Annotated in this window: 18 protein-coding genes; 15 read left to right on the top strand and 3 right to left on the bottom strand. The window is 69.0% G+C overall.

Annotated features, from left to right (window positions below; all coding sequences use genetic code 11):
• Positions 1–23 precede the first annotated feature (23 nt).
• The 6 genes from ABZZ22_RS16140 (at position 24) to ABZZ22_RS16115 (ending at position 6,384) form a co-directional block, all read left to right on the top strand.
• Positions 24–668, top strand: a complete 645-nt coding sequence (locus ABZZ22_RS16140) for a TetR/AcrR family transcriptional regulator (protein WP_354933067.1) — start codon at positions 24–26, stop codon at positions 666–668.
• A gap of 136 nt (positions 669–804) precedes the next feature.
• On the top strand, positions 805–2,073 hold the full coding sequence (locus tag ABZZ22_RS16135; protein ID WP_354933065.1) for an alpha-hydroxy-acid oxidizing protein: 1,269 nt from the start codon (positions 805–807) through the stop codon (positions 2,071–2,073).
• A gap of 76 nt (positions 2,074–2,149) precedes the next feature.
• Complete coding sequence (locus ABZZ22_RS16130; protein ID WP_354933063.1) at positions 2,150–3,088, top strand: carbohydrate kinase family protein; 939 nt, start codon at positions 2,150–2,152, stop codon at positions 3,086–3,088.
• Positions 3,085–3,999: a pseudouridine-5'-phosphate glycosidase gene (locus ABZZ22_RS16125; RefSeq protein ID WP_354933061.1), complete on the top strand. Its 915-nt coding sequence runs from the start codon at positions 3,085–3,087 to the stop codon at positions 3,997–3,999. The genes ABZZ22_RS16130 and ABZZ22_RS16125 overlap by 4 nt, the downstream gene beginning before the upstream one ends.
• 223 nt (positions 4,000–4,222) lie before the next feature.
• A complete protein-coding gene (locus tag ABZZ22_RS16120; protein WP_354933059.1) occupies positions 4,223–5,323 on the top strand; it encodes a glycosyltransferase family 2 protein in 1,101 nt (366 codons plus the stop codon).
• A gap of 182 nt (positions 5,324–5,505) precedes the next feature.
• Complete coding sequence (locus ABZZ22_RS16115) at positions 5,506–6,384, top strand: alpha/beta hydrolase (protein ID WP_354933057.1); 879 nt, start codon at positions 5,506–5,508, stop codon at positions 6,382–6,384.
• Here the strand turns inward: ABZZ22_RS16115 and ABZZ22_RS16110 are convergent.
• A complete protein-coding gene (locus tag ABZZ22_RS16110) occupies positions 6,316–7,620 on the bottom strand; it encodes an MFS transporter (protein WP_354933055.1) in 1,305 nt (434 codons plus the stop codon). The genes ABZZ22_RS16115 and ABZZ22_RS16110 overlap by 69 nt on opposite strands.
• Before the next feature lie 157 nt (positions 7,621–7,777).
• Here ABZZ22_RS16110 and ABZZ22_RS16105 point away from each other — a divergent pair, with 157 nt between their 5' ends.
• From ABZZ22_RS16105 to ABZZ22_RS16075, 7 genes are all read left to right on the top strand, one after another.
• Positions 7,778–8,152, top strand: a complete 375-nt coding sequence (locus tag ABZZ22_RS16105; RefSeq protein WP_354933053.1) for a YciI family protein — start codon at positions 7,778–7,780, stop codon at positions 8,150–8,152.
• A gap of 7 nt (positions 8,153–8,159) precedes the next feature.
• On the top strand, positions 8,160–9,407 hold the full coding sequence (locus ABZZ22_RS16100; protein ID WP_354933051.1) for a sigma-70 family RNA polymerase sigma factor: 1,248 nt from the start codon (positions 8,160–8,162) through the stop codon (positions 9,405–9,407).
• A 103-nt stretch (positions 9,408–9,510) separates the two neighbouring features.
• Positions 9,511–9,876 carry a YciI family protein gene (locus ABZZ22_RS16095; protein WP_354933049.1) on the top strand — a complete coding sequence of 122 codons (366 nt, stop codon included), beginning with the start codon at positions 9,511–9,513 and terminating at the stop codon, positions 9,874–9,876.
• 72 nt (positions 9,877–9,948) lie between these two features.
• Positions 9,949–11,913 (top strand): M3 family metallopeptidase, encoded by a 1,965-nt coding sequence (locus ABZZ22_RS16090; RefSeq protein WP_354933047.1) that lies wholly within the window; start codon positions 9,949–9,951, stop codon positions 11,911–11,913.
• A 199-nt stretch (positions 11,914–12,112) separates the two neighbouring features.
• Positions 12,113–13,381 carry a mechanosensitive ion channel gene (locus ABZZ22_RS16085; RefSeq protein WP_354933045.1) on the top strand — a complete coding sequence of 423 codons (1,269 nt, stop codon included), beginning with the start codon at positions 12,113–12,115 and terminating at the stop codon, positions 13,379–13,381.
• Positions 13,382–13,543: 162 nt separating this feature from the next.
• Positions 13,544–14,374 carry a PadR family transcriptional regulator gene (locus tag ABZZ22_RS16080; protein WP_354933043.1) on the top strand — a complete coding sequence of 277 codons (831 nt, stop codon included), beginning with the start codon at positions 13,544–13,546 and terminating at the stop codon, positions 14,372–14,374.
• A gap of 145 nt (positions 14,375–14,519) precedes the next feature.
• Positions 14,520–15,164 (top strand): SIMPL domain-containing protein, encoded by a 645-nt coding sequence (locus ABZZ22_RS16075; RefSeq protein ID WP_354933041.1) that lies wholly within the window; start codon positions 14,520–14,522, stop codon positions 15,162–15,164.
• Positions 15,165–15,174: 10 nt separating this feature from the next.
• Here ABZZ22_RS16075 and ABZZ22_RS16070 read toward each other — a convergent pair whose 3' ends face one another.
• Positions 15,175–16,407: a low temperature requirement protein A gene (locus ABZZ22_RS16070; protein WP_354933039.1), complete on the bottom strand. Its 1,233-nt coding sequence runs from the start codon at positions 16,405–16,407 to the stop codon at positions 15,175–15,177.
• Positions 16,408–16,453: 46 nt separating this feature from the next.
• Entirely contained in the window at positions 16,454–17,617 is a 1,164-nt protein-coding gene (locus tag ABZZ22_RS16065; protein WP_354933037.1) for an ROK family protein, read from the bottom strand.
• 106 nt (positions 17,618–17,723) lie between these two features.
• On the opposite strand from ABZZ22_RS16065, the gene edd reads away from it, so the two are divergent.
• Together edd and eda are read left to right on the top strand one after the other, a co-directional pair.
• Complete coding sequence (gene edd / locus ABZZ22_RS16060; RefSeq protein ID WP_354933035.1) at positions 17,724–19,589, top strand: phosphogluconate dehydratase; 1,866 nt, start codon at positions 17,724–17,726, stop codon at positions 19,587–19,589.
• On the top strand, positions 19,582–20,211 hold the full coding sequence (eda, locus tag ABZZ22_RS16055; RefSeq protein WP_354933033.1) for a bifunctional 4-hydroxy-2-oxoglutarate aldolase/2-dehydro-3-deoxy-phosphogluconate aldolase: 630 nt from the start codon (positions 19,582–19,584) through the stop codon (positions 20,209–20,211). Before edd ends, eda begins: the two co-directional genes overlap by 8 nt.
• The last annotated feature ends 39 nt before the right edge of the window (positions 20,212–20,250 follow it).

Raw genomic sequence — 20,250 nt, 5'->3', positions numbered from 1 at the left:
ATGCCGTCGCTAGACTTCTGGGCATGTCACGGGCCAACGCAGGAACCAAGGGCGTCCCGCGCGCCGACCGCGAGCTGCAGATCGTCCGAGCCGCCTGCGAGGTCTTCGGCACCGTGGGGTTCGCCAAGGCGTCCGTCGCCGGGATCGCCGCCGATGCCGGCATCTCGAAGCCGCTGGTCTATCAGTACTTCGGCTCCAAGGAGGGCCTCTTCCTGGCCAGCTTCAACTACGGCGCCGAGACCCTCGCCGCCGAGATGGAGCGGGTCGCCGCCGATGACTCGGTCGGCCTCGAGCGGGGCCTGCGCACGCTCGACGGTCTCTTCCGAACGCTCGAGCCGCAGCCGTGGCTGTGGCGGCTCCTCTTCGACCCGTCGGCGCCCGACGACGGTGAGGTCGCGGCCGCCCGCGCCGTCTACACCGACCGGATCACCCGTCTCGCCGTCGAGGGGGTGGGCGAGCTGATGAGGCTCGTGGGCGATGACGACCCTCTCGACGCCTCCGCGCTGACCGCCGTCTGGATGAGCGCCGTCGACGCGCTGATCACCTGGTGGCTCGACCACCCGGAGGTGACGCCGACCCAGATGACCGAGCGGTGTCATCGACTGATCGCGGCGCTCTCCGGGGCCGCACTGCCCGCACACCTGACGGTGGATCTTGGCGCCAGGTGAGTCGCGTCGTACATCCGGCCCGGCGGCCGGCCTGAGCCAGTAGCCTTCGCCGGGTGAGCGAGCGACAGCGAGTGAACCATCAGAATGACACGCGCCCGCGTCCGTACCTTGGCGCGTGCGCTACGGAGGTGGGCGCGTGAGTATCGGCAGAGACCTACAGTCCGCGATCTTCCGAAAGGGCCTGTTCGGCCACCGGCCGGTGGTGCCCACCGAGCCGTCGGCACTCGCCGAGGCGGCCCAGAAGGCGATGAGCGACGAGGCGTGGGCCTACGTCGCGGGCGGGGCCGGCCAGCAGCGCACCGTCGCCGCCAACACGGCGGCCTTCGACCACTTCCGGCTCGTGCCCCGCATGCTCGCCAACGTCGAGGCCCGCGACCTGCGCACCACCCTGTTCGGGGTGGAGATGCCGGCGCCGATGATGCTGGGACCGGTCGGCGTGCTCGAGCTCGCCCATCCCCGCGCCGAGCACGAGGTCGCCGCCGCGGCTCGCGCGACCGGCATCCCGATGATGATCTCCACCCAGGCGTCCGTCCCCATGGAGGAGGTCGCCGAGGACCTCGGTGACACCCCTCGGCTCTACCAGCTCTACTGGTCGAAGGACGAGTCGATCGTCGAGTCCTTCGTACGCCGCGCCGAGGCCATCGGCTCCGACGCGCTGGTCGTCACGCTCGACACGCACATGCTGGGGTGGCGTACGCGCGACCTCGACCTGGGCTACCTGCCCTTCGCCCGCGGCCTCGGGATCGCTCAGTACACCTCCGACCCGGCGTTCCGGGCGCTCGTCGAGCAGCGGATCACGTCGGGTCCCGGGACGAACGTGCGGCCGGGGCTGCGCGAGCTCCCCTCGGCGTTGTCGGCGGTCGCCTCGATGGCCCAGCATCACCCCGGCAGGCTCGTCGACAACCTTCGCTCCGGTCACGCCCGTGCCGCGGTCGAGACCTTCCTCGACGTCTTCTCCCGATCCGACCTGATCTGGGACGACCTGGACCGGCTGCGCGAGATGACCGATCTGCCGATCGTGCTGAAGGGAATCCAGGCGCCCTCGGATGCGCGTCGCGCGCTCGAGCACGGCGTCGAGGGGATCATCGTCTCCAACCACGGCGGCCGGCAGGTCGACGGCGCCATCGCCTCCATCGACGCCCTGCCGAGCATCGTCGACGAGATCGACGGCCGGATCCCGGTGCTCTTCGACTCCGGCATCCGCTCCGGCGCCGACATCCTCAAAGCCCTCGCGCTGGGTGCTGACGCGGTGCTCCTCGGCCGCCCCTACGTCTACGGTCTCGCCCTCGCCGGCGCCGCCGGGGTCCAGGCCGTCCTGGAGCACATGATCGCCGAGCTAGACCTCTCCCTCGGTCTGGTCGGCTGCCGCTCGGTCGACGAGGTCGGCCGCGAGCTCCTCGGCTGAAGGAACCAGGAGCGCACAACCAAGTTCATACTTTATGAGGGGGCGCGATCCGGGCACCCCACTTACGATGCAGGTGATGAACCCGCAATCCCCGCCAGACATCGTCGTGATCGGCGGCTCCAACATGGATCTCCACGCTCGTGCGAACGAGCAGGTGGTGATGGGTTCGAGCATGTCCGGATCCGCGGGGATCTCGCCCGGCGGCGTCGGCCGCAACGTCGCGGAGAACCTCGCCCGGCTCGGTGACTCGGTGGCGCTCGTCTCGGTCGTCGGCGACGACCCGATCGGCGACGAAGTGATCAGCTACACCGAGGACGTCGGCGTCGACTGCACCTACGTCCGACGTCGGGCAGACGTACGCACCGGCACCTACAACGCCGTCCTCGACTCCTCCGGCGAACTGGTGGTCGCGGTGGCCGACATGGCGGCGACCGACGAGTTCTCCCCGCTGGTCGTCGAGGCGGCCCGCGACCTGATCAAGGGCGCTCGCGGCGTGCTCGTCGAGGGCAACATCCCGGTACGTACGGCCGATATGGCGATCGACCTCGCCCGCGAGTTCGACGTGCCGGTCGGGTTCGACCCGGTCTCGGTGCAGAAGGCGAAGCGGGCGCGTGAGCTGATCCGCGCCGATCGCGAGCTCTATCTGGTCACGCCCAACCAGGCCGAGCTCGCCGCGCTGACCGACCTGCCTGCCGGCAGCGACGCGGAGATCGAGAAGGCCGTCCACTCCCTGCACGACCGCGGCGTCGGCGTCGTCTGGGTCCGTCTGGGCGCCCGCGGCTCGGTGATCAGCTACAACGACATCTACCAGGAGCTTCCCGCCGTGCCGACAGACGTCATCGACGTCACCGGCGCCGGCGACGCGATGCTCGCCGCGTTCACCCACGAGCTGCTCCGCGACATCGACCTGGTCGAGGCGGCGCGGTTCGGGCATGCTGCGGCCGCGCTCACCTGCGGCACCAACGACACCGTCAGGATGGATCTCAGCGAAAGCCTCGTGCGGGAGCTGGCGTGAAGGTCCGGCTCACCGAGGAGGTCGAGGCCGCGCTCGCCGAGGGTCGCCCGGTCGTCGCGCTCGAGTCGACGATCATCAGCCACGGCATGCCCTACCCCGACAACGTCAAGATGGCCACCGAGGTCGAGCAGATCGTGCGTGACAACGGCGCCGTCCCGGCCACGATCGCGCTCCTCGACGGCATCCCGCGCGCCGGCCTTGCCCCGGACGACCTGGAGCTCCTCGCCTCCGACCCCGAGGTCACCAAGGTCAGCGTTCGAGACCTGCCATACGTCGTCGCCCGCGGTCTCCACGGCGCGACCACGGTCGCGGCGACCATGCGCCTGGCGGCCATGGCCGGGATCGAAACGTTCGTGACCGGTGGGCTCGGCGGCGTGCACCGGGGAGCGAGTGAGTCCTTCGACATCTCCGCCGACCTGACCGAGCTCGCCCGCACCCAGGTCGCGGTGGTGAGTGCCGGAGTGAAGTCGATCCTCGACATCGGCCTGACCCTGGAGACCCTGGAGACCTACGGTGTGCCGGTCCTGGTCAACGGCAGCGACGAGTTCCCGGCCTTCTACTCCCGCAGCTCCGGTTTCGCGGCGCCGCTGCGCATCGACGGCCCCGACGAGGCCGCCGCGGTCATGAAGGCCACCTGGGGCCTCGGTCTCCCCAGCGGTCTGGTCATCGCCAACCCGGTCCCGGTCGGCGACGAGATCCCGGCTGAGGTGATCGGGGCACACATCGTTCAGGCCCTCGCAGATGCCGAGGAGCGCGACGTCCGCGGCAAGGACATCACCCCGTTCCTGCTGGCCCGGATCGTCGAGCTGACCGGCGGCGACTCGCTGGCGACCAACATCGCGCTGGTGCGTGACAACGCAGCCTTCGGCGCACGGATGGCCGCGTCGTACGCTCACCATGCCGCAGTGTGACGAACGCTCACCACCCGTTCACCCCGGAGACACCGCGATCGGCCTAACGTCTCGTTTGATCGTGCGTTGATCCTCCCGTGACCGATTGCCCCCACATTGGCCCGACCGCGACGACCCCTTCCTGGCGCGCCGTGTTCGAGGTCATCGCCCCGGACGGCTGCAGGGTCGACACGCTCACGATGGCGGCGGTGCGGTGATGTACGCCCCTTTAGACTCCGTTTACGTGGGGGTATTCAGGAGGAAGGACAAGCCGAGGCTGCTCAGCGTCGTCGTACCGGTCTACAACGTGGCCGACTACGTCGCCGACAGCCTCGACAGCATCCTGCGCCAGCCCCTGCGTGAGGTCTGCGCCATCGAGGTCGTCGTCGTCGACGACGGCTCGACCGACGGGTCCGCCGAGATCGTCAAGGACATCGCCGCGAAGGACCCGCGGGTCAAGCTGATCATCCAGCCCAACTCCGGCGTCTCCATCGCCCGTCGCGCCGGGATCGAGGCCGCCTCCGGTGAACTGCTCACCTTCGTCGACCCCGACGACATCCTGCCCCGCGACGCCTGGACCACGATGCTGCGGACGCTGCGGCGTACGGGCTCCGACTTCGCGGTCGGCGCGGCCGAGCGGGTGAGCGTCGTCGACGGCGAGGAGCAGCGGTACGTCACCCCGCTGATGCGCCGCAACCACTCCCGGACGCGCCTGAAGTGCCGGATCCAGGATGCGCCGCTGATGCTCGCGGACGTGTTCGTCTGGAACAAGATCTTCCGGCGCTCCTTCTGGGCCGACAACGACATCACCTTTCCCGAGCGCACGCGCTACCAGGACCAGGTCGCTCTGACCCAGGCGTTCCTGGCTGCTCGGAGCTTCGACGTCCTCACCGACGTCGTCTACGACTGGCGGGTCCGGAACGACCTGTCCTCCGCCACCCAGAAGCGCGCGCAGATCGCCAACCTGGTCGAGCGGATCGCCACCAAGCGCCAGACCGTGGAGCTGGTGGCGGCCACCGGCTCCGAGGAGCTGATGCGGACGCTGCGCACCGAGATCCTCCCGATCGACATGTGGGAGCACTTCCGCGCGGCGGTCGACCCCGCCACCGAGGACCCCGACCGCTACTGGTCGCTGCTCCGCGAGGCCGTCCTCGAGCTCTGGTACGACGCCGGCGTTCCCTTCGAGGAGACCACCGTTCCGCGTGGCCAGCGGCTGATGGCCTGGCTGGTCTCGCGAGACCGCCGCGACGACCTCGCCGACCTCATCGAGATGATCGACGAGCGAGGGCCGGCAAAGACGATCGAGGCGTTCGCCGCCGCCGAGGACCTGCCGGTCGGGCTCTGAGGCCGGCAGCCCGGCAACTGACGCGAGAAACCCCAGGTCGTATCGGAAGGTCCTGCTCCCCAGGGACCAAAGACCTGCGATAGACCCGGATGCGTGGGGAATTGGGCGATTCCCGTTGCACGCCTGTTGCCGGAGGGGCAAGGTGTGGGCACCCCACGTCATTGCTTCGAGGAGCCCACTGAATGCCCAGCGTCCAGCTGTCGGCCGGTCCGATCGATTTCGAGGATACCGGCGGTGACGGCCCTGTCCTCGTACTCCTCCACGGAGTGCCGATGGACGGCCGTCTGTGGCGTCGCGCGATGCCTCATCTCGACGGGTTCCGGGTGATCCGGCCGACGTTGCCGCTCGGCGGCCATCGCAAGCCGATGAACCCCGACGCAGACCTCAGCCAGCAGGGCGTGGCGAGCATCCTGGGAGACTTCCTCGACGAGCTCGACCTCCACGACGTCACCCTGGTCCTCAACGACTGGGGCGGCGGTCAGTTCCTCATCAACGCCGACCGCACCGACCGCATCGCGCGGCTGGCGCTGGTGGCGTGCGAGGCCTTCGACAACTACCCGCCCAAGGCGGCCAGGCCACTGGCTGTGCTCTCGAAGATGCCGCCGCTGTTCACCGCGGCGCTGCAGCTGCTCCGCGTGCGGGCCTTCCGGCAGGCGAGCTCGGGCTACGGCGGGATGTCGGTCGACAAGGACTACCACCTCTACGACGATCTCGTTCACGGCTGGTTCGCGCCGGCGCTGACCGACAAGGCGATCCGCCGCGACTTCATGAAGTTCGCCGGCGGCGCGCCCTCGCGCGACAAGCTGCTCGAGCTGGCCGAGGGTCAGCAGAAGTTCACCAAGCCCGTGCTGGTGGTCTGGGCCGACCAGGACACGATGATGCCCGCCGAGCACGGTCCCCGGCTCGCCGGTCACTACCCCGACGCCCGGCTGGTGGTCGTCGAGGGCTCCTCGACGCTGGTGCCGATCGACCAGCCGGAGGTGCTCGCGGGTCTACTTCGCCAGTTCGTTGTCGGGAGCGGCCCGGTTGATCCGGTAGGCGAGGAAGCTCGGGGCGAGTAGCGCGCACAGCGCGATCCCGAGCAGGTTCAACAGACCACCTCCGGTGGTCGCGATCGCGGTGCCGACCACGGCTGCGGCACCGCCGTGCAGGACGTCGGCGACCCGAGGGCCGCCCGCGACGACGACCGTGAAGACGCCCTGGAGCCGGCCGCGTACGTTGTCGTCCGCTGCTGCTTGGAGCATCGACATCCGGATGGCCGCCGAGGCCACGTCGGCGGCGCCGGCGACCATCATGAAGAGCACGCCGAGCCCCAGCATCAGGGCCGGGAGGTGGTCGGCGAACGCGACGGTGAGCCCGAACAGGGTGATCCCCAGCGCCCACACGGCGATGCACCACATGACCACGCGGCCCTGCGCCTCGATCCGGGAGACCCAGCCGGAGAAGATCCCGCCGATCACCGCACCGGCCGGAATGGCGGCGAAGAGCAGGGCGAAGGCGATCCCGCCCTCCGACGGGCCGCCGAAGGACTCGTGCGCGATCTGCGGGAACAGCGCGCGCGGCATCGCGAAGACCATCGCGATCAGGTCGACCACGAAGCTCATCAGCAGGACGGGCTGATGACGCAGATAGGCGAAGCCGTCCCACACCGAACGCAGCCCGGGCACCTTGGCGCCGGCGCCCTCCACCGGCAGCTTCGGCAGCAGGACGACCGCGTAGAGAGTCGCGAAGAGGGTGACGGTGTCGATGGCGTACAACCAGGTGAACCCCGTGAACGGCAGCATCACGCCGGCGACCAGCGGGCCCGCGATGGCGCCCGCCTGGAAGACGGTCATCTGCAGCGAGTTGGCCGCCGGCAGCAGGTGGATGGGCAGGATCTTGGGCAGCAGCGCCGACCGGGTCGGTTGGTTGACCGCGAAGAACGCCTGCTGCACCGAGAACAGGCAGAGCAGCAGCCACACGTTGGTGTTGCCGAGCGCGGACTGGAGCCAGAAGAGCCCGCTCGTGCCGATCAGCCCGACGGTCGAGACCATCAGGATCGTACGGCGGTCGAAGTGGTCCGCGAGCGCGCCGCCGTAGAGGCCGAAGACGATCAGCGGGACCAGCCCGAAGACACCGGTGAGGCCGACGTACGCCGAGGAGCCGGTGTCGGCGTAGATCTGGGCCGGCACCGCCACGACGGTCAGTTGCGCGCCGATCATCGTGACGATCCCGGCGAACCACAGGCGCCGGAAGTTCGGGTCCTGCAACGGACGGGTATCGGCGACGACACCCTTGAGCCGTGCGGCGATGGTCATTCTGCTCCGGTGGTCGTGCCTGTCGAGACCGCCAAATAGTAAAGAACTGAATTTCCCTGGAGAAATCCGGGCAAGGGGTGTCGGATCGGGGTGTAGACGTTCGTAGCAAGGGTGAGAGGCGGTCACCGAGGCTGCCCAACACAAAGGAGTGAGCACCATGGCCAAGTACCTGATGTCCGTCTGGGGTCCCGACGCTGACTACGAGAAGGACCACCACGGCTACGCCTCCGAGGAAGAGATGATGCGCTCGTTCGAGGCGACCGGGAAGTTCAACGACAAGCTCCAGCAGGAGGGCTATTTCGTCTTCGCCGACGGCCTCGACGCCGCGAAGACCGCGACCGTCGTCGACGGTCAGGGCGAGAAGCCGGTCATCACCGACGGCCCCTACGCAGAGGCCAAGGAATACATGGCTGGCTTCTGGATCATCGACGTCCCCGACCTCGACGTCGCGCTCAAGCTTGCCGCCGAAGCCTCTGCCGCCTGCCTCGGCAAGGTCGAGGTGCGGCCGATGCAGACCGGCCCTGAGGCGTGAGTCGCGGTTGACTGACGTTGCGGAGGCGATCACCCGGGCCCACCAAGAGGAGTGGGCACGGGTGGTCGCGAGCCTCGCCAGACGCTTCAGCGACCTCGACATCGCTGAAGACGCCGCGGCCGAGGCGTTCACGGTCGCTGTCGAGCGCTGGCCGCTCGACGGCGTCCCACCCAACCCCGGCGCCTGGCTCACCACCACCGCCAACCGCCGCGCGATCGACCGGATCCGCCGCGAGTCCAAACGTGACGACAAGCAGAAGGAGGCCGTCGCGATGCACGATGACACCCCGCACGAGCCTCTCGGCGCCATCGAGGACGACCGGCTCCGACTGCTGTTCACCTGCTGCCACCCCGCGCTCGCGCCCGAGGCGCGGATCGCGCTGACGCTGCGTATGGTCGGCGGCCTGACGGTGCCCGAGATCGCTAACGCCTTCCTGGTCCAGGAGACCACGATGGGCCAGCGGATCACCCGTGCGAAGACCAAGATCAAGGCCGCCCACATCCCGTATCGGATGCCCGAGGCGGCCGACCTCCCCGAGCGGGTCTCGGGCGTCCTTGCCGTCCTCTTCCTGGTCTTCAACGAGGGCTATCTCTCCTCCGGCGACCACGAGAACCCCGTACGCGGCGACCTGACTCTCGAGGCCATCCGGCTGACCCGGCTGGTCCGTGTGCTGCTCCCCCAGGACGGCGAGGTCGCCGGTCTGCTGGCACTGATGCTGCTGATCGAGGCTCGGCGTACGGCTCGGGTCTCGGCGACCGGCGAGCTGGTCCGGCTCGACGAGCAGGACCGCGGCTCATGGGATCTCGCGCTGATCGGCGAGGGTCACGCGCTGGTGCGCGAGCGGCTCGCTGTCGTCGCGAACGGCGGCCCGCGGCCCGGGCGCTACCAGATCCTGGCCGCCGTCAACGCCGTCCACACCTCCGTGAGGGACGCCCGCGACACCGACTGGTCCCAGATCGTCGCGCTCTACGACCAGCTGATCCGGGTCGACGGCTCAGCGATCGTCCGGCTCAACCGCGCGATCGCCGTCGCCGAGCTGGACGGCCCCGAGGTCGCGCTCGCCGAGATCGACCGGCGCTTGGGGCCCAGCCTGGACGACTACCACGCCTTCCACGCCACCCGAGCCGATCTGCTGCGCCGGCTCGGCCGCAGCGGCGAGTCCCGGGCGGCGTACGACAAGGCCATCGATCTCGCCCAGAACGCCGCCGAGATAGCACTGCTGACCAGGCGCCGGGATCAGCTCGGACGTACTTGACGGAATTTCTCCCGGGGGCTGTCGGATCGGGCTGGAGGCGTTCGTAGAAGAGGTGGACGGCGGCCGCCGGGCCGCTGACGACGACACAGGAGAGAAGAGCGAAATGCCGGAATACATCATCGCGTTCAACGACGAGTGGGTGGCCGAGCACACCATGGAGCAGCTGATCCACAAGCGAGACACCTCGATGGCTGTGACGAAGGAGATGAAGGACGCAGGGGTCTTCGTCTACGGCAACGGCGGGATCGACGCCTCGACTGCTCTTTGCAGCGTCGAGCTCGGTGACGACGGGGAGCCCGTGTTCACCGACGGTCCGTACGTCGAGACCAAGGAGCACCTCGGGGGATTCTTCGTCGTCGACGTTCCCGACGACGAGACCGCGCGCTACTGGGCGGGCCGGATGGCGGTCGCGCTCGACTGGCCGCAGGAGATCCACCGGTTCCCCGGACGGCCGCGCCTCGAGGCGTGAGTCGCAGACCTGGTCCGACGCTTCGCCGAATCTCGGCGGCGAAGCGTTTCAGGTCGTGGCAGGCTTGCCCGCATGACCACGCCGCCACCGCTTGCCCTGCCCGAGACCGAGGCCGCGGAGGCCTGGATCAAGGACCGTACGTCGCAGACACTGACCCACGTGCGCGAGCTGGCGGAGCGGCTGCGGACGGCGCCGCCGGCGACAGCGCTCGAGGTGCTTGAGGCGTGGGACGAGCTCTCCCTCGAGCTCGGCTCGCTCGGCGGGCTGGCCGGTCTCCTCGCCAACGTGCACCCGGTCGAGGCGGTCCGCACCGCGTGCGAGGACACCGAGGTCGAGGTCGACCGGCTGCGCACCGAGCTGACCCAGGACCGGGCGCTCTACAACGTCTTCGCGGAGCTTCCCGCGGAGCAGACGGACGCTCTCGACCCGTTGGCCAAGCGACTCCTGGAGAAGACCCTGCAGGACTTCACCCGCGCGGGCGTCGATCGCGACGACGCCACCCGCGCCCGGCTCACCGAGATCAACGAACGGCTCACCGAGCTCAACCTCGAGTTCTCCCGCGTGAGCAGGGACGACGTACGCATCACCACGGCCACGCCCGAACAGCTCGACGGGATGCCCGCCGACTGGCTGGAGGCGCATCCGGTCAGCGACAAGGGGCTCGTCGAGATCACCACCGACTACCCGGACGCTCTCCCGGTGCGGATGTTCGCAAAGGACCCGTCGGTCCGTCACGCCGTCACCGTGGCCGGCCTCGAGCGCGGCTGGCCGCACAACGACGAGGTCCTGAAGGAGATGTTCGCGCTTCGTCATGAGCTGGCCGACCTGGTCGGCTACGAGGACTGGCCCGCCTTCGACGCTGCGGTGAAGATGATCGGCGACGGACCGGCGATCCCGGAGTTCATCGACAAGATCGCCGGTGCCTCCGAGGGGCGGATGAAGCGCGACCTCGAGGTTCTTCTCGACCGCTACAACCGGGACACTGGGCCCATTTCGGGGGGAAGAGCCAGCGCCGTCTCGTCGGCCGATGCCCTCTACTACGAGGAGCTGGTGCGCCAGGAGAAGTACGACGTCGACAGCCAGGTGGTGCGTACGTTCTTCGACTTCGCGAAAGTGCACCAGGGGCTGCTGGACGTCACCGGCCGCCTCTTCGGGCTGCACTACGAACCGGTCTCCGACGCCGTCACCTGGCACGAGGACGTCAGTGTCTTCGACGTCTATCGGGCCTCGGAGGTCGAGCCTGTCGAGACCACGGAACGCCTCGGCCGGATCTATCTCGACCTCCACCCCCGCGAGGGCAAGTACAAGCACGCGGCGCAGTTCGACCTGGCCACGGGCGTGAAGGGCCGCCAGCTCCCCGAGGGCGTGCTGGTCTGCAATTTCTCCCGCGGTCTGATGGAGCACGACCACGTCGTGACCCTGTTCCACGAGTTTGGCCATCTGATCCACCACGTCCTCGGCGGGCAGGGCGAGTGGGCGCGGTTCTCCGGGGTCGCGACGGAGTGGGACTTCGTCGAGGCGCCCAGCCAGATGCTCGAGGAATGGGCCTGGGACGCCGACGTGCTGCGGACCTTCGCCACCGACGCGGCCGGCGAGCCGATCCCGGCCGACCTGGTCGCGCGGATGCGGGCGGCCGACGACTTCGGCAAGGGCTACCACGCCCGGCAGCAGATGTTCTATGCCGCGATCTCCTACTGGTTCCACAAGGAGCAGCCCGACGACCTGACCAAGCGTCTCCAGGAGCTTCAGGCGGCGTACTCTCCCTATCCCTATATCGAGGGCACCCACTTCTTCGCCAACTTCGGACACCTGGGCGGCTACTCCTCGGCCTACTACACCTATATGTGGTCGCTGGTGATCGCGAAGGACCTGTTCAGCGCCTTCGACCGGGACAACCTGTTCGACCCCGAGGTGGCCGGTCGATACCGCGACCTGGTGCTCGCCCGCGGGGGCGAGAAGGATGCCGCCGACCTCGTCGCCGACTTCCTCGGGCGGCCCTACTCCTTCGAGGCGTACGCGGCCTGGTTGGTCTCTTAGCCAGCGTTTCATCGCGTTCGATACAGACGTCATGGAATTGTAAAGGAATTGCTTATTTGCGTCTGTTGGAGCGCCAAACTTGCGTCGGCGTCGCTTCTGGACGAACGTCTCTTGAAGCAGAGGTGCCTGTTGCGTGCATCACTCGGGCTGCTCGTCGATCTCAGGCACCTCCAACGAACCCTATTGAGGGGAGAGACAGATGGATGCCGTGAAGGACATCGACTGGGTGGATCTCGGTGGCAAGGTGCTCGCCGCGATCGTCATCCTCCTGGTCACCTGGATCATCGCGAAGATCGTCGCTTGGGTCTTCGCGAAGCTGACCTCGAAGATCCCGTTGCTCCAGAGGGCTGGAAGCGACGGGGACAGCATCGGCAAGAGCCTCGGTTCCGTGGCCGGCCTGCTGGTGTGGCTCTTCGGCCTGATCGCACTGCTGGACCTGTTCAAACTCACCGCTGTGTTGACGCCGATCCAGCGCCTGCTCGATGGCGTGCTGGGCTTCCTGCCCAACCTCATCGGTGCGGTCTTCGTGTTCATCGTCGGTGCGCTTGTCGCCAAGATCGTCCGCCAGCTCGTCGAGACCGCACTCGGTGCGGTGCCGTTCGACAAGTGGCTCGGCAGTGGCGGCAAGCTCTCCGGCCAGGTTGACAAGACCGTCGGCGTGAACGCCGCTACGGACCCGCACGACGCATCGGCTCCGCAGTCGGGCACTGCCGCGAAGATCATCAATGTCATCGGGCTCGTTCTCTACGCGATGATCATGATCGTGGTGGCCATCGCCGCTCTGCAGATTCTCGGGATCAGCTCGATCTCGGATCCTGCTGAGGGCATGCTCAACATGATCCTCGCCGCGATCCCGAAGATCATTGCTGCCGCGATCCTGCTCGGTATCGGTGTGATCATCGCTCGCTTCGCCGCCGACATCCTCGGCCAGATCATCGACGGGCTCGGCTTCGACAACGCGCTGCGCTCGATGGACGTGCTGCCGCAGGGGCAGAGCGCCACGCCTGCCATCACCAAGGTGATCCAGATCGGCATCGTGCTCTTCTTCGCCGTGATGGCGGCGCAGATGCTGGAGTTCCCGCAGATCACGGCGTTCATCGCCGAGGTTCTCGAGCTCGGTGGTCGAGTCGTCTTCGGCGGCGCGATCATCGCTGCCGGTGTCGTGATCGCCTCCGTGCTCGCGAAGATCGTTCCCGGATCGGTCTCGCAGATCCTGAAGTACGCGACGATCGTGCTGTTCGTGGCGATCGGGCTGAAGTTCATGGGTCTGGCCGACTCGATCATCAACCTCGGCTTCGGCGCCGTGGTCGTCGGTGGTGCCGCTGCCGCGGCGCTCGCCTTCGGCCTGGGTGGTCGCGACGCTGCTGCCAAGCAGCTGGAGCGGATGCAGTCCGGCGGTGGGGTGAGCTCGGCGACCACCTCGTCGACCCCCCAGACCCCGCCGCCGCCCCAGACGCCTGGCGTCTGATCGCAGCGACGACCCTCAGGGTCTGACTCAGGGAGCCCCCGGCCCGCACTTCGGTGCAGCCGGGGGCTTCCTTTCATTTGCCTTGAACGAGGGCGAAGAGCCGCGTAAGATCACGATATATCGCGAAGGAACGCGACCTAGTCTTCTGAGAGAGAGAACCAAATGACTTACAACAACAGCAACCCTTGGGGCGAGTGGATCGACCAGATGGGTCGAGAGTTCGGCAAGGGCGGCGGCCCACGCCGCTCCCATGGCTGGCAGGGTGGCCCTGGTTGGGGCGGAGCAGGATGGGGCGGCCCCCAGGGCCGCGGGCGTGGACCCGCCGGCCCGCCGCCGTGGATCTCGGCGCTGCTCGGCTTCGACAACCAGCCCCCGCAGCGGCCCGGTCCCCGCGTCCGTCGAGGCGACGTACGCTCCGCGATCATCTACGTGATGGCCGAGGCGGCCGAGCAGGCCCAGGTGATCAACGGCTACCAGGTGATCCAGCAGATCGCCGAGCGCAGCTCGGGTGAGTGGCGGCCGAGCCCCGGCTCGGTCTACCCGACCATCCAGCAGCTCGAGGACGAGGGCCTCGTGGAGTCCGACGACGAGCACGGTCGTCGGGCGATCCGACTCACCGCCACCGGCAAGACCTACGCCGCTGAGCACCGCGACGAGCTGGCAGCCGTGTGGAAGCCGTTCGACAAGGCTGTCGACAACGCTCGCGAGCAGAGCCGTGCCGGTCGGGGTGGGCAGGGCATGGGCGACCTCGCCGGATTTGGGATCCTCGGCGGCGAGCTCGCCCAGGTGCTCCCGGCCGTGTGGCAGCTCGCCACCTCCGGCACCGACCCCCAGCGCCAGGCCGCCGCGGACATCCTCGCCGACACCCGGCGCAAGCTCTACGGCCTCCTCGCCGCCGGCGACGACGAGGCCGTTCCGGGTGAGGGCACGGTCACGGCCGAGCAGATCGACGAGGTCGAGGACGGCGAAGCCGGCCCCGACCCGAAGGCCTGACCAGCCGAGTCGGCGCAAATGTCTCAACAGTTCGAGACATAGGCGCCGACTCGACGCGATTTCACGGAACATTGGCGCCGACTCGGCGCGATGGTGGCCTAGAAGTCGGTCACCATCGCCCAGCGCGGGGCGTACTGTGCCTGGGGTGAGCGAGATCCTGATCAAGGTGCGCGGATCGCACAGTGTGGAAGTGCCGCCGGAGGTCGGGGTGGTGCACGCGGAGGTGCGGTCCGCCGGGGCCTCGCCGGAGATCGTGCTGGAGCGGATACGCCACGAGGTGGCGAGGGTGCGCGAGAAGCTGGAGCGGCTCGAGAGCGACGGCGTCGTCGGTCGGTTCGTCATCCAGCAGGCGCGTACGTCCGTGGACCGGGATGGGCCGAAGGGTCGTGATCGGCTCGAGGTGGTGCATCGCGCCTCGGTCTGGTTCTGGGCGGAGTTCGTCGACTTCGAGGAGCTGGGCGTCTGGGTCGGCCGGAGCGCCGAGGAGGAGGGCGTCCAGGTGCGTGAGATCTCCTGGCGGCTGACCAAGGAGAGCCAGCTGAACACCGAGCGTGGCGTACGCCAGGAGGCGGTCCGCCAGGCCAAGGTGCGCGCGCAGGACTATGCGGACGCGCTCGACCTCGGACCGGTCTCTGTGCGCAGCATCAACGATGTCGGCTTCCCCCGGGACGTCGCGTACGCCTCGATGGCCGTCGGCCCGGAGGTGGAGATGGCGCCCGACCTGGCCTTCCGCCCCGATGACATCACGGTCTACGCCGAGGTCGAAGCGGCGTTCGCGGTCGGGTCCTGATCAGCCCCGCTCAGAGAGCGTCGAGGTGTTCGGCCATGCGGCGGTGGCCGACGGTCTCGTGGCCCACGACGGTGACGACCGGCGCCAGCGCAACGACGACGAGACACCAGGCCACCGGCACGCCCGCGATCGCCATCACGACGCTGGCGACCAGCACGGCCGCGGTGAGGCCGATCAGCAGCAGCTGGAACGGGTCGAGGACGCGCATGAACAGGTTGTAGAGGAGATAGAGGACCAAGGCGTACGACCCGACGGGAAGCGCGACGGCGAGAACCGTGCCGACCTCGCTGAGCTCGGAGTGGTGCTCGAGCAGGTAGGCGGCCACGTGCAGGCCGGCGCCGGTGGCGGCGATCGAGGCGAAGACCAGGATGTGCATGTAGCCCCACAGGAACGAGCGATCGCGACGCCGTTCGAGCATGGCTGCCCACGGGATCGTGAAGTAGGTCCACCACTGGCCGAAGGTCAGGCCGATGCCGGCGGCGAGCAGCAGGATCGCGCCGAGGCTCCAGCCCAGCTCCGGCTCGTTGACGAGGGCCGACATCACCGCGACGGTGCCGATCACGCCCTCGCCGAGGGTGATGATCGTCAGCAGGCCGTAGCGCTCGGCGATGTGGTCGGCGTGCCAGGGAGTGCCACCGAAGCGACGCTCGGCCAAGAAGGGGCCGGTCAGCTCGATCACCATCGGCACCAGCATCGCCCCGAACGCGACGGCCACGCTGAGTGGAAGCACCGCGACCACGCACCAGAGCACCTGCGCGACCAGGATGGTGGCGAGATAGACCTGGTGCGCACCGCGCCGGGCCGGATCCTGACGCCACGCCCGCAGCCACTGGCCGCACAGCGCGACCCGCATCACGACGTACCCGGCGATCACGATCTCGTTGTGGAGACGGTCGCCGTCGTGGATGCTCTCGAACAGGGTCGGCAGGCCGAGGGCCATGATGATCACGCCCACCATCTGCACCATCGTGAGCAGCCGGAACGCCCAGTCGTCGGTGTCGTAGGCCGAGGCCATCCAGGAGTAGTTGATCCAGGCCCAGCAGATCGCGAACGACGCGAAGCAGAACGCCACGATCCCTGCCGCGATGTGCCCCTCCGCGAGCTGATGAGCGAGCTCGTTGCCGCTCACCCCGAAGGCGACGACGAAGGTGAGGTCGAAGAGCAGTTCCAGAGGAGTGGCGCTCCGATACTGCTCGTGCGGATCGCGTCCGGTCATCTGTCGTAGGCGGCTGGTTGAGTTCACCCTGGTGAGGATAGGACGTGGCATCGGTGGTCCGCCGGACGCCGGGCTACTTGGCCGTGGCGCCGAGGTGGAGGTCGAGGCTCTCGGCCGAGAGCAGATGGTTGATGACCACGGCGGCACAGCCGACCATGCCGGTGGAGTCGGCGTGAGTGGAGGGGACGAAGGTCAGGTCGCGGGTGGCCAGGGCGGTCGAGCGGGAGTAGACGGTCTCCCGTACGCCTGCGGTGAAGAGGTCGAACGCGGCGGCCATGTCTCCGCCGATGACGACGACCTCGGGGTTGAGCAGGTTGATCGCGATCGCCAGCACCTCGCCGAGCTGGCGCCCGGCCTCGCGCAGCAGGCCTCGCGCGATGGCGTCTCCGGCGAGCGCCGCGGCGACGAGGTCACGGATGTGGCCGGCGGAGACGCCGGAGTCGACCAGGCCCTGGGTCAGCGCCCAGCCTGCCGCGACCGTCTCCAGGCAGCCGGTCGCTCCGCATCGGCAGGGGCGATCGCCGGCGGACTCGACCCGAGTGTGGCCGATCTCGCCGACGGCACCGGCGTGACCGCGCAGGACCCGGCCGTCGGCGATGACCGCCAGGCCGAGGCCGGTCGAGGCCTTCACGACGAGCGCGTCGCGCGGGTGCAGCCCGCTGCCGAAGAGCTCGGCCGTGGCCAGCGCGTCGGTGTCGTTGACGAGGACGAGCGGGCCGTCGGTGAGCCGGGCGAAGTAGCGGTCGAGCGCGACGCCGTCCCAGCCCCGCATGACCGGTGAGTCGACCGAGACCAGGCGGACGGGGTCGACCACGCCCGGAAGGCTCATCCCGACACCGAGGACCGGCGGCTCGATGCCCTCCAAGAGCCGCTCGAGCCGGTCGGTGACGTCGGGCATGAGGTCGTCGGCGGCGATGCCGACCTCGTGGTCACGCGTGTCGCCGGCGAGCTCGCGGCCGTCGAGGTCGAAGACGGCGAGCTGGCTCCGGGAGCGTCCGATCGCCACCGCCAGGACGACCCCGGCGTCGGCGTTGAAGCTCAGCGAGCCCGGCGGTCGGCCGCCGGTCGAGGCGAGCTCCTCCCCGGTCAGGATCAGCCCGGCCTCGACGAGAGCCGAGACTCGAGAGACCACAGCCGTACGCGACAGCCCGGTCGTCTTCTGCAGGTCGCTGCGGGTCAGGGCGCGGCCAGAGCGCACCAGAGCGAGTACGTCGGCGGTCGTGGTCGAGTCGGGCATGGGATGGAGCGTACGCTACTTATGTCTTTCGTGTACTAAAGATTTACTTGTATCGATCCAAAGATCGTGTCATTGTGTGCCAAAGCACACTGCCTTTGGAGGACCTGTGACAGCTGTTGCCCCTACCGTCGCCGACGTAACCGCTCGACTTGTCGAGCGTTCCGCCGCCACCCGGGCCGACTACCTGGCCCGCATCGCAGCCGCCAGGGCGACCGGACCGGCCCGCGGCCGGCTCGCGTGCAGCAACCTGGCTCACGGCTTCGCGGCTTCCACCGCTCCGGAGAAGGCCGAGCTCAAGATGGTCAGCCCCGCGGCGAAGCCCAACGTCGCGATCGTGACCTCCTACAACGACATGCTCTCCGCGCACGCTCCCTACGAGACCTACCCGCCGCTCCTCAAGGCCGCGGTCATGCGGGCCGGCGGGCTCGCTCAGGTCGCCGGCGGCGTGCCCGCGATGTGTGACGGGATCACCCAGGGCCGCGACGGTATGCAGGTCTCCCTCTTCTCCCGCGACGTGATCGCGATGTCGGCCGGGATCGCCCTCTCGCACGACATGTTCGACGCTGCGCTGATGCTCGGGGTGTGCGACAAGATCGTGCCGGGCCTGCTGATCGGTGCGCTCTCGTTCGGTCACCTGCCGACCGTCTTCGTGCCTGCCGGCCCGATGTCCTCGGGCCTTCCCAACAAGGAGAAGGCCCGAGTCCGACAGCGGTACGCAGCGGGCGAGGCGACCCGTGAGGAGCTGCTCGAGGCCGAGGCCGCCAGCTATCACTCCCGCGGCACCTGCACCTTCTACGGCACCGCCAACTCCAACCAGCTCCTGATGGAGGTGCTCGGGCTGCACATGCCGGGCTCCTCGTTCGCCTCCCCGGACACCCTGCTGCGCGCCGCGCTCAACCGCGCCGCCGCCGAGCGCGCCACCGAGCTGGCGTTGACCGGCGGTCCGGGCGTCGGCGAGATGATCGACGAGAAGTCGATCATCAACGCCTGCGTCGCGCTGCTGGCCTCGGGCGGCTCGACCAACCACACGCTCCACCTGGTCGCCATCGCCCGCGCCGCGGGGATCCAGCTGACCTGGTCCGACATCTCCGACCTGTCGCCGGTGGTGCCGCTGCTCAGCCGGATGTACCCCAACGGCTCCGCCGACGTGAACCACTTCCATGCGGCCGGCGGCGTCAGCTTCCTGATCCGTACGCTGCTCGAGGCCGGGCTGCTCCACGAGGATGTCACCACGATCCTCGGCAGGGGGCTGTCGACCTACACCCAGGAGATGCGACTCACTCGCGACGGCGGCGAGGTCGAGCTGGTCGAGGGCGCCCCGGTCTCCGGCGATCTCGACGTGCTGCGCCCGGCCGACGACCCGTTCTCGCCCGACGGCGGCCTGCGGATGCTGACCGGCGAGCTCGGAACCGCCGTCATCAAGACCTCGGCGGTCGCTCCTGAGCACCGGCTGGTCTCCGCGCCGGCGATGGTCTTCGATGACCAGGCCGACTTCCTCACCGCCTTCTCCGAGGGTCGCCTCGACGGTCGCGACTTCGTCGCGGTGCTGCGCTACCAGGGCCCCGCTGCCAACGGGATGCCGGAGCTGCACAAGCTGACCCCGGCCCTCGGAGTGATGCAGGACCGCGGCCAGCAGGTCGCCATCGTCACCGATGGCCGGATGTCGGGGGCATCAGGGAAGGTGCCTGCCGCCATCCACCTCACTCCCGAGGCCGCGCTCGGCGGACCGCTCGCCCGCGTGCAGGACGGTGACCTGATCACCGTGGACGCCGTCGCCGGGACCCTGAGCATCGGCGTCGACGCCGACGAGTTCGCGCACCGTCCCACCACCGGCCGGGCACCGCTCGACGCCGAGTGGCGTGGCACCGGCCGCGAGCTCTTCTCCGCCTTCCGCGCCACCGTCGGCTCCGCCGACACCGGCGCGTCCGTCTTCCAGTTCGCTTCGCCCCAGGAGACCCCCGTTCATGTCTGATCTCACCTCCACCCAGCTGCTCGACCTCTCTCCGGTGATCCCGGTCGTCGTCGTCGACTCCGTCGACCAGGCGGTGCCCGTGGCCCGTGCTCTCGCCGAGGGTGGCGTGCCGGTGGTCGAGCTGACCCTGCGTACGCCGGTGGCGCTCGATGCGATCCGGGCGATCGCCGAGGAGGTGCCGGAGGTCCTGATCGGCGCCGGCACCGTGACCACTCCCTTGCTCGCCAAGGAGGCCGCCGCGGCCGGCGCCCAGTTCCTGGTCTCGCCGGGTGCCACCCCGACGCTGCTCGGCGCGATGCGCGACACAGGGCTGCCGTTCCTGCCCGGCACCGCCACCGTCTCCGAGGCTCTCGCGGTGCTCGAGACCGGCCACACCGCGATGAAGTTCTTCCCGGCAGAGGCCTCCGGTGGCGCCAAGTACCTGGGTTCGCTGCCGTCCGTGCTCCCCGACGCGCGCTTCTGCCCCACCGGCGGCATCTCGCTCGCCACCGCCCCCAGCTACCTCAGCCTCCGCAACGTCACCTGCGTCGGGGGCTCCTGGCTCACCCCCGCCGACGCGCTCGCCTCCGGCGACTGGGACCGCGTCACCGCGCTCGCCGCCGCCACCGCCGCGCTCCGCTGACCCAAACCCCGCCGAGTCGGCGCGTTCGAACGCGCCGAC

Origin of the sequence: Nocardioides sp. NPDC006273 (assembly GCF_040613495.1) — a bacterium.
Classification (GTDB): Bacteria; Actinomycetota; Actinomycetes; order Propionibacteriales; family Nocardioidaceae; genus Nocardioides.
This window is presented reverse-complemented; position numbering and strand designations above follow the sequence as displayed.

Bases quoted from the DNA above. Each gene is read 5' to 3' on its own strand.
- eda (WP_354933033.1), top strand. From the start codon at position 19,582: ATGTCTGATCTCACCTCCACCCAGCTGCTCGACCTCTCTCCGGTGATC.
- ABZZ22_RS16095 (WP_354933049.1), top strand. From the start codon at position 9,511: ATGCCGGAATACATCATCGCGTTCAACGACGAGTGGGTGGCCGAGCAC.
- ABZZ22_RS16105 (WP_354933053.1), top strand. From the start codon at position 7,778: ATGGCCAAGTACCTGATGTCCGTCTGGGGTCCCGACGCTGACTACGAG.
- ABZZ22_RS16140 (WP_354933067.1), top strand. From the start codon at position 24: ATGTCACGGGCCAACGCAGGAACCAAGGGCGTCCCGCGCGCCGACCGC.
- ABZZ22_RS16110 (WP_354933055.1), bottom strand. From the start codon at position 7,620: ATGACCATCGCCGCACGGCTCAAGGGTGTCGTCGCCGATACCCGTCCG.
- ABZZ22_RS16115 (WP_354933057.1), top strand. From the start codon at position 5,506: ATGCCCAGCGTCCAGCTGTCGGCCGGTCCGATCGATTTCGAGGATACC.
- ABZZ22_RS16130 (WP_354933063.1), top strand. From the start codon at position 2,150: ATGAACCCGCAATCCCCGCCAGACATCGTCGTGATCGGCGGCTCCAAC.
- ABZZ22_RS16065 (WP_354933037.1), bottom strand. From the start codon at position 17,617: ATGCCCGACTCGACCACGACCGCCGACGTACTCGCTCTGGTGCGCTCT.
- ABZZ22_RS16090 (WP_354933047.1), top strand. From the start codon at position 9,949: ATGACCACGCCGCCACCGCTTGCCCTGCCCGAGACCGAGGCCGCGGAG.
- ABZZ22_RS16080 (WP_354933043.1), top strand. From the start codon at position 13,544: ATGACTTACAACAACAGCAACCCTTGGGGCGAGTGGATCGACCAGATG.
- ABZZ22_RS16085 (WP_354933045.1), top strand. From the start codon at position 12,113: ATGGATGCCGTGAAGGACATCGACTGGGTGGATCTCGGTGGCAAGGTG.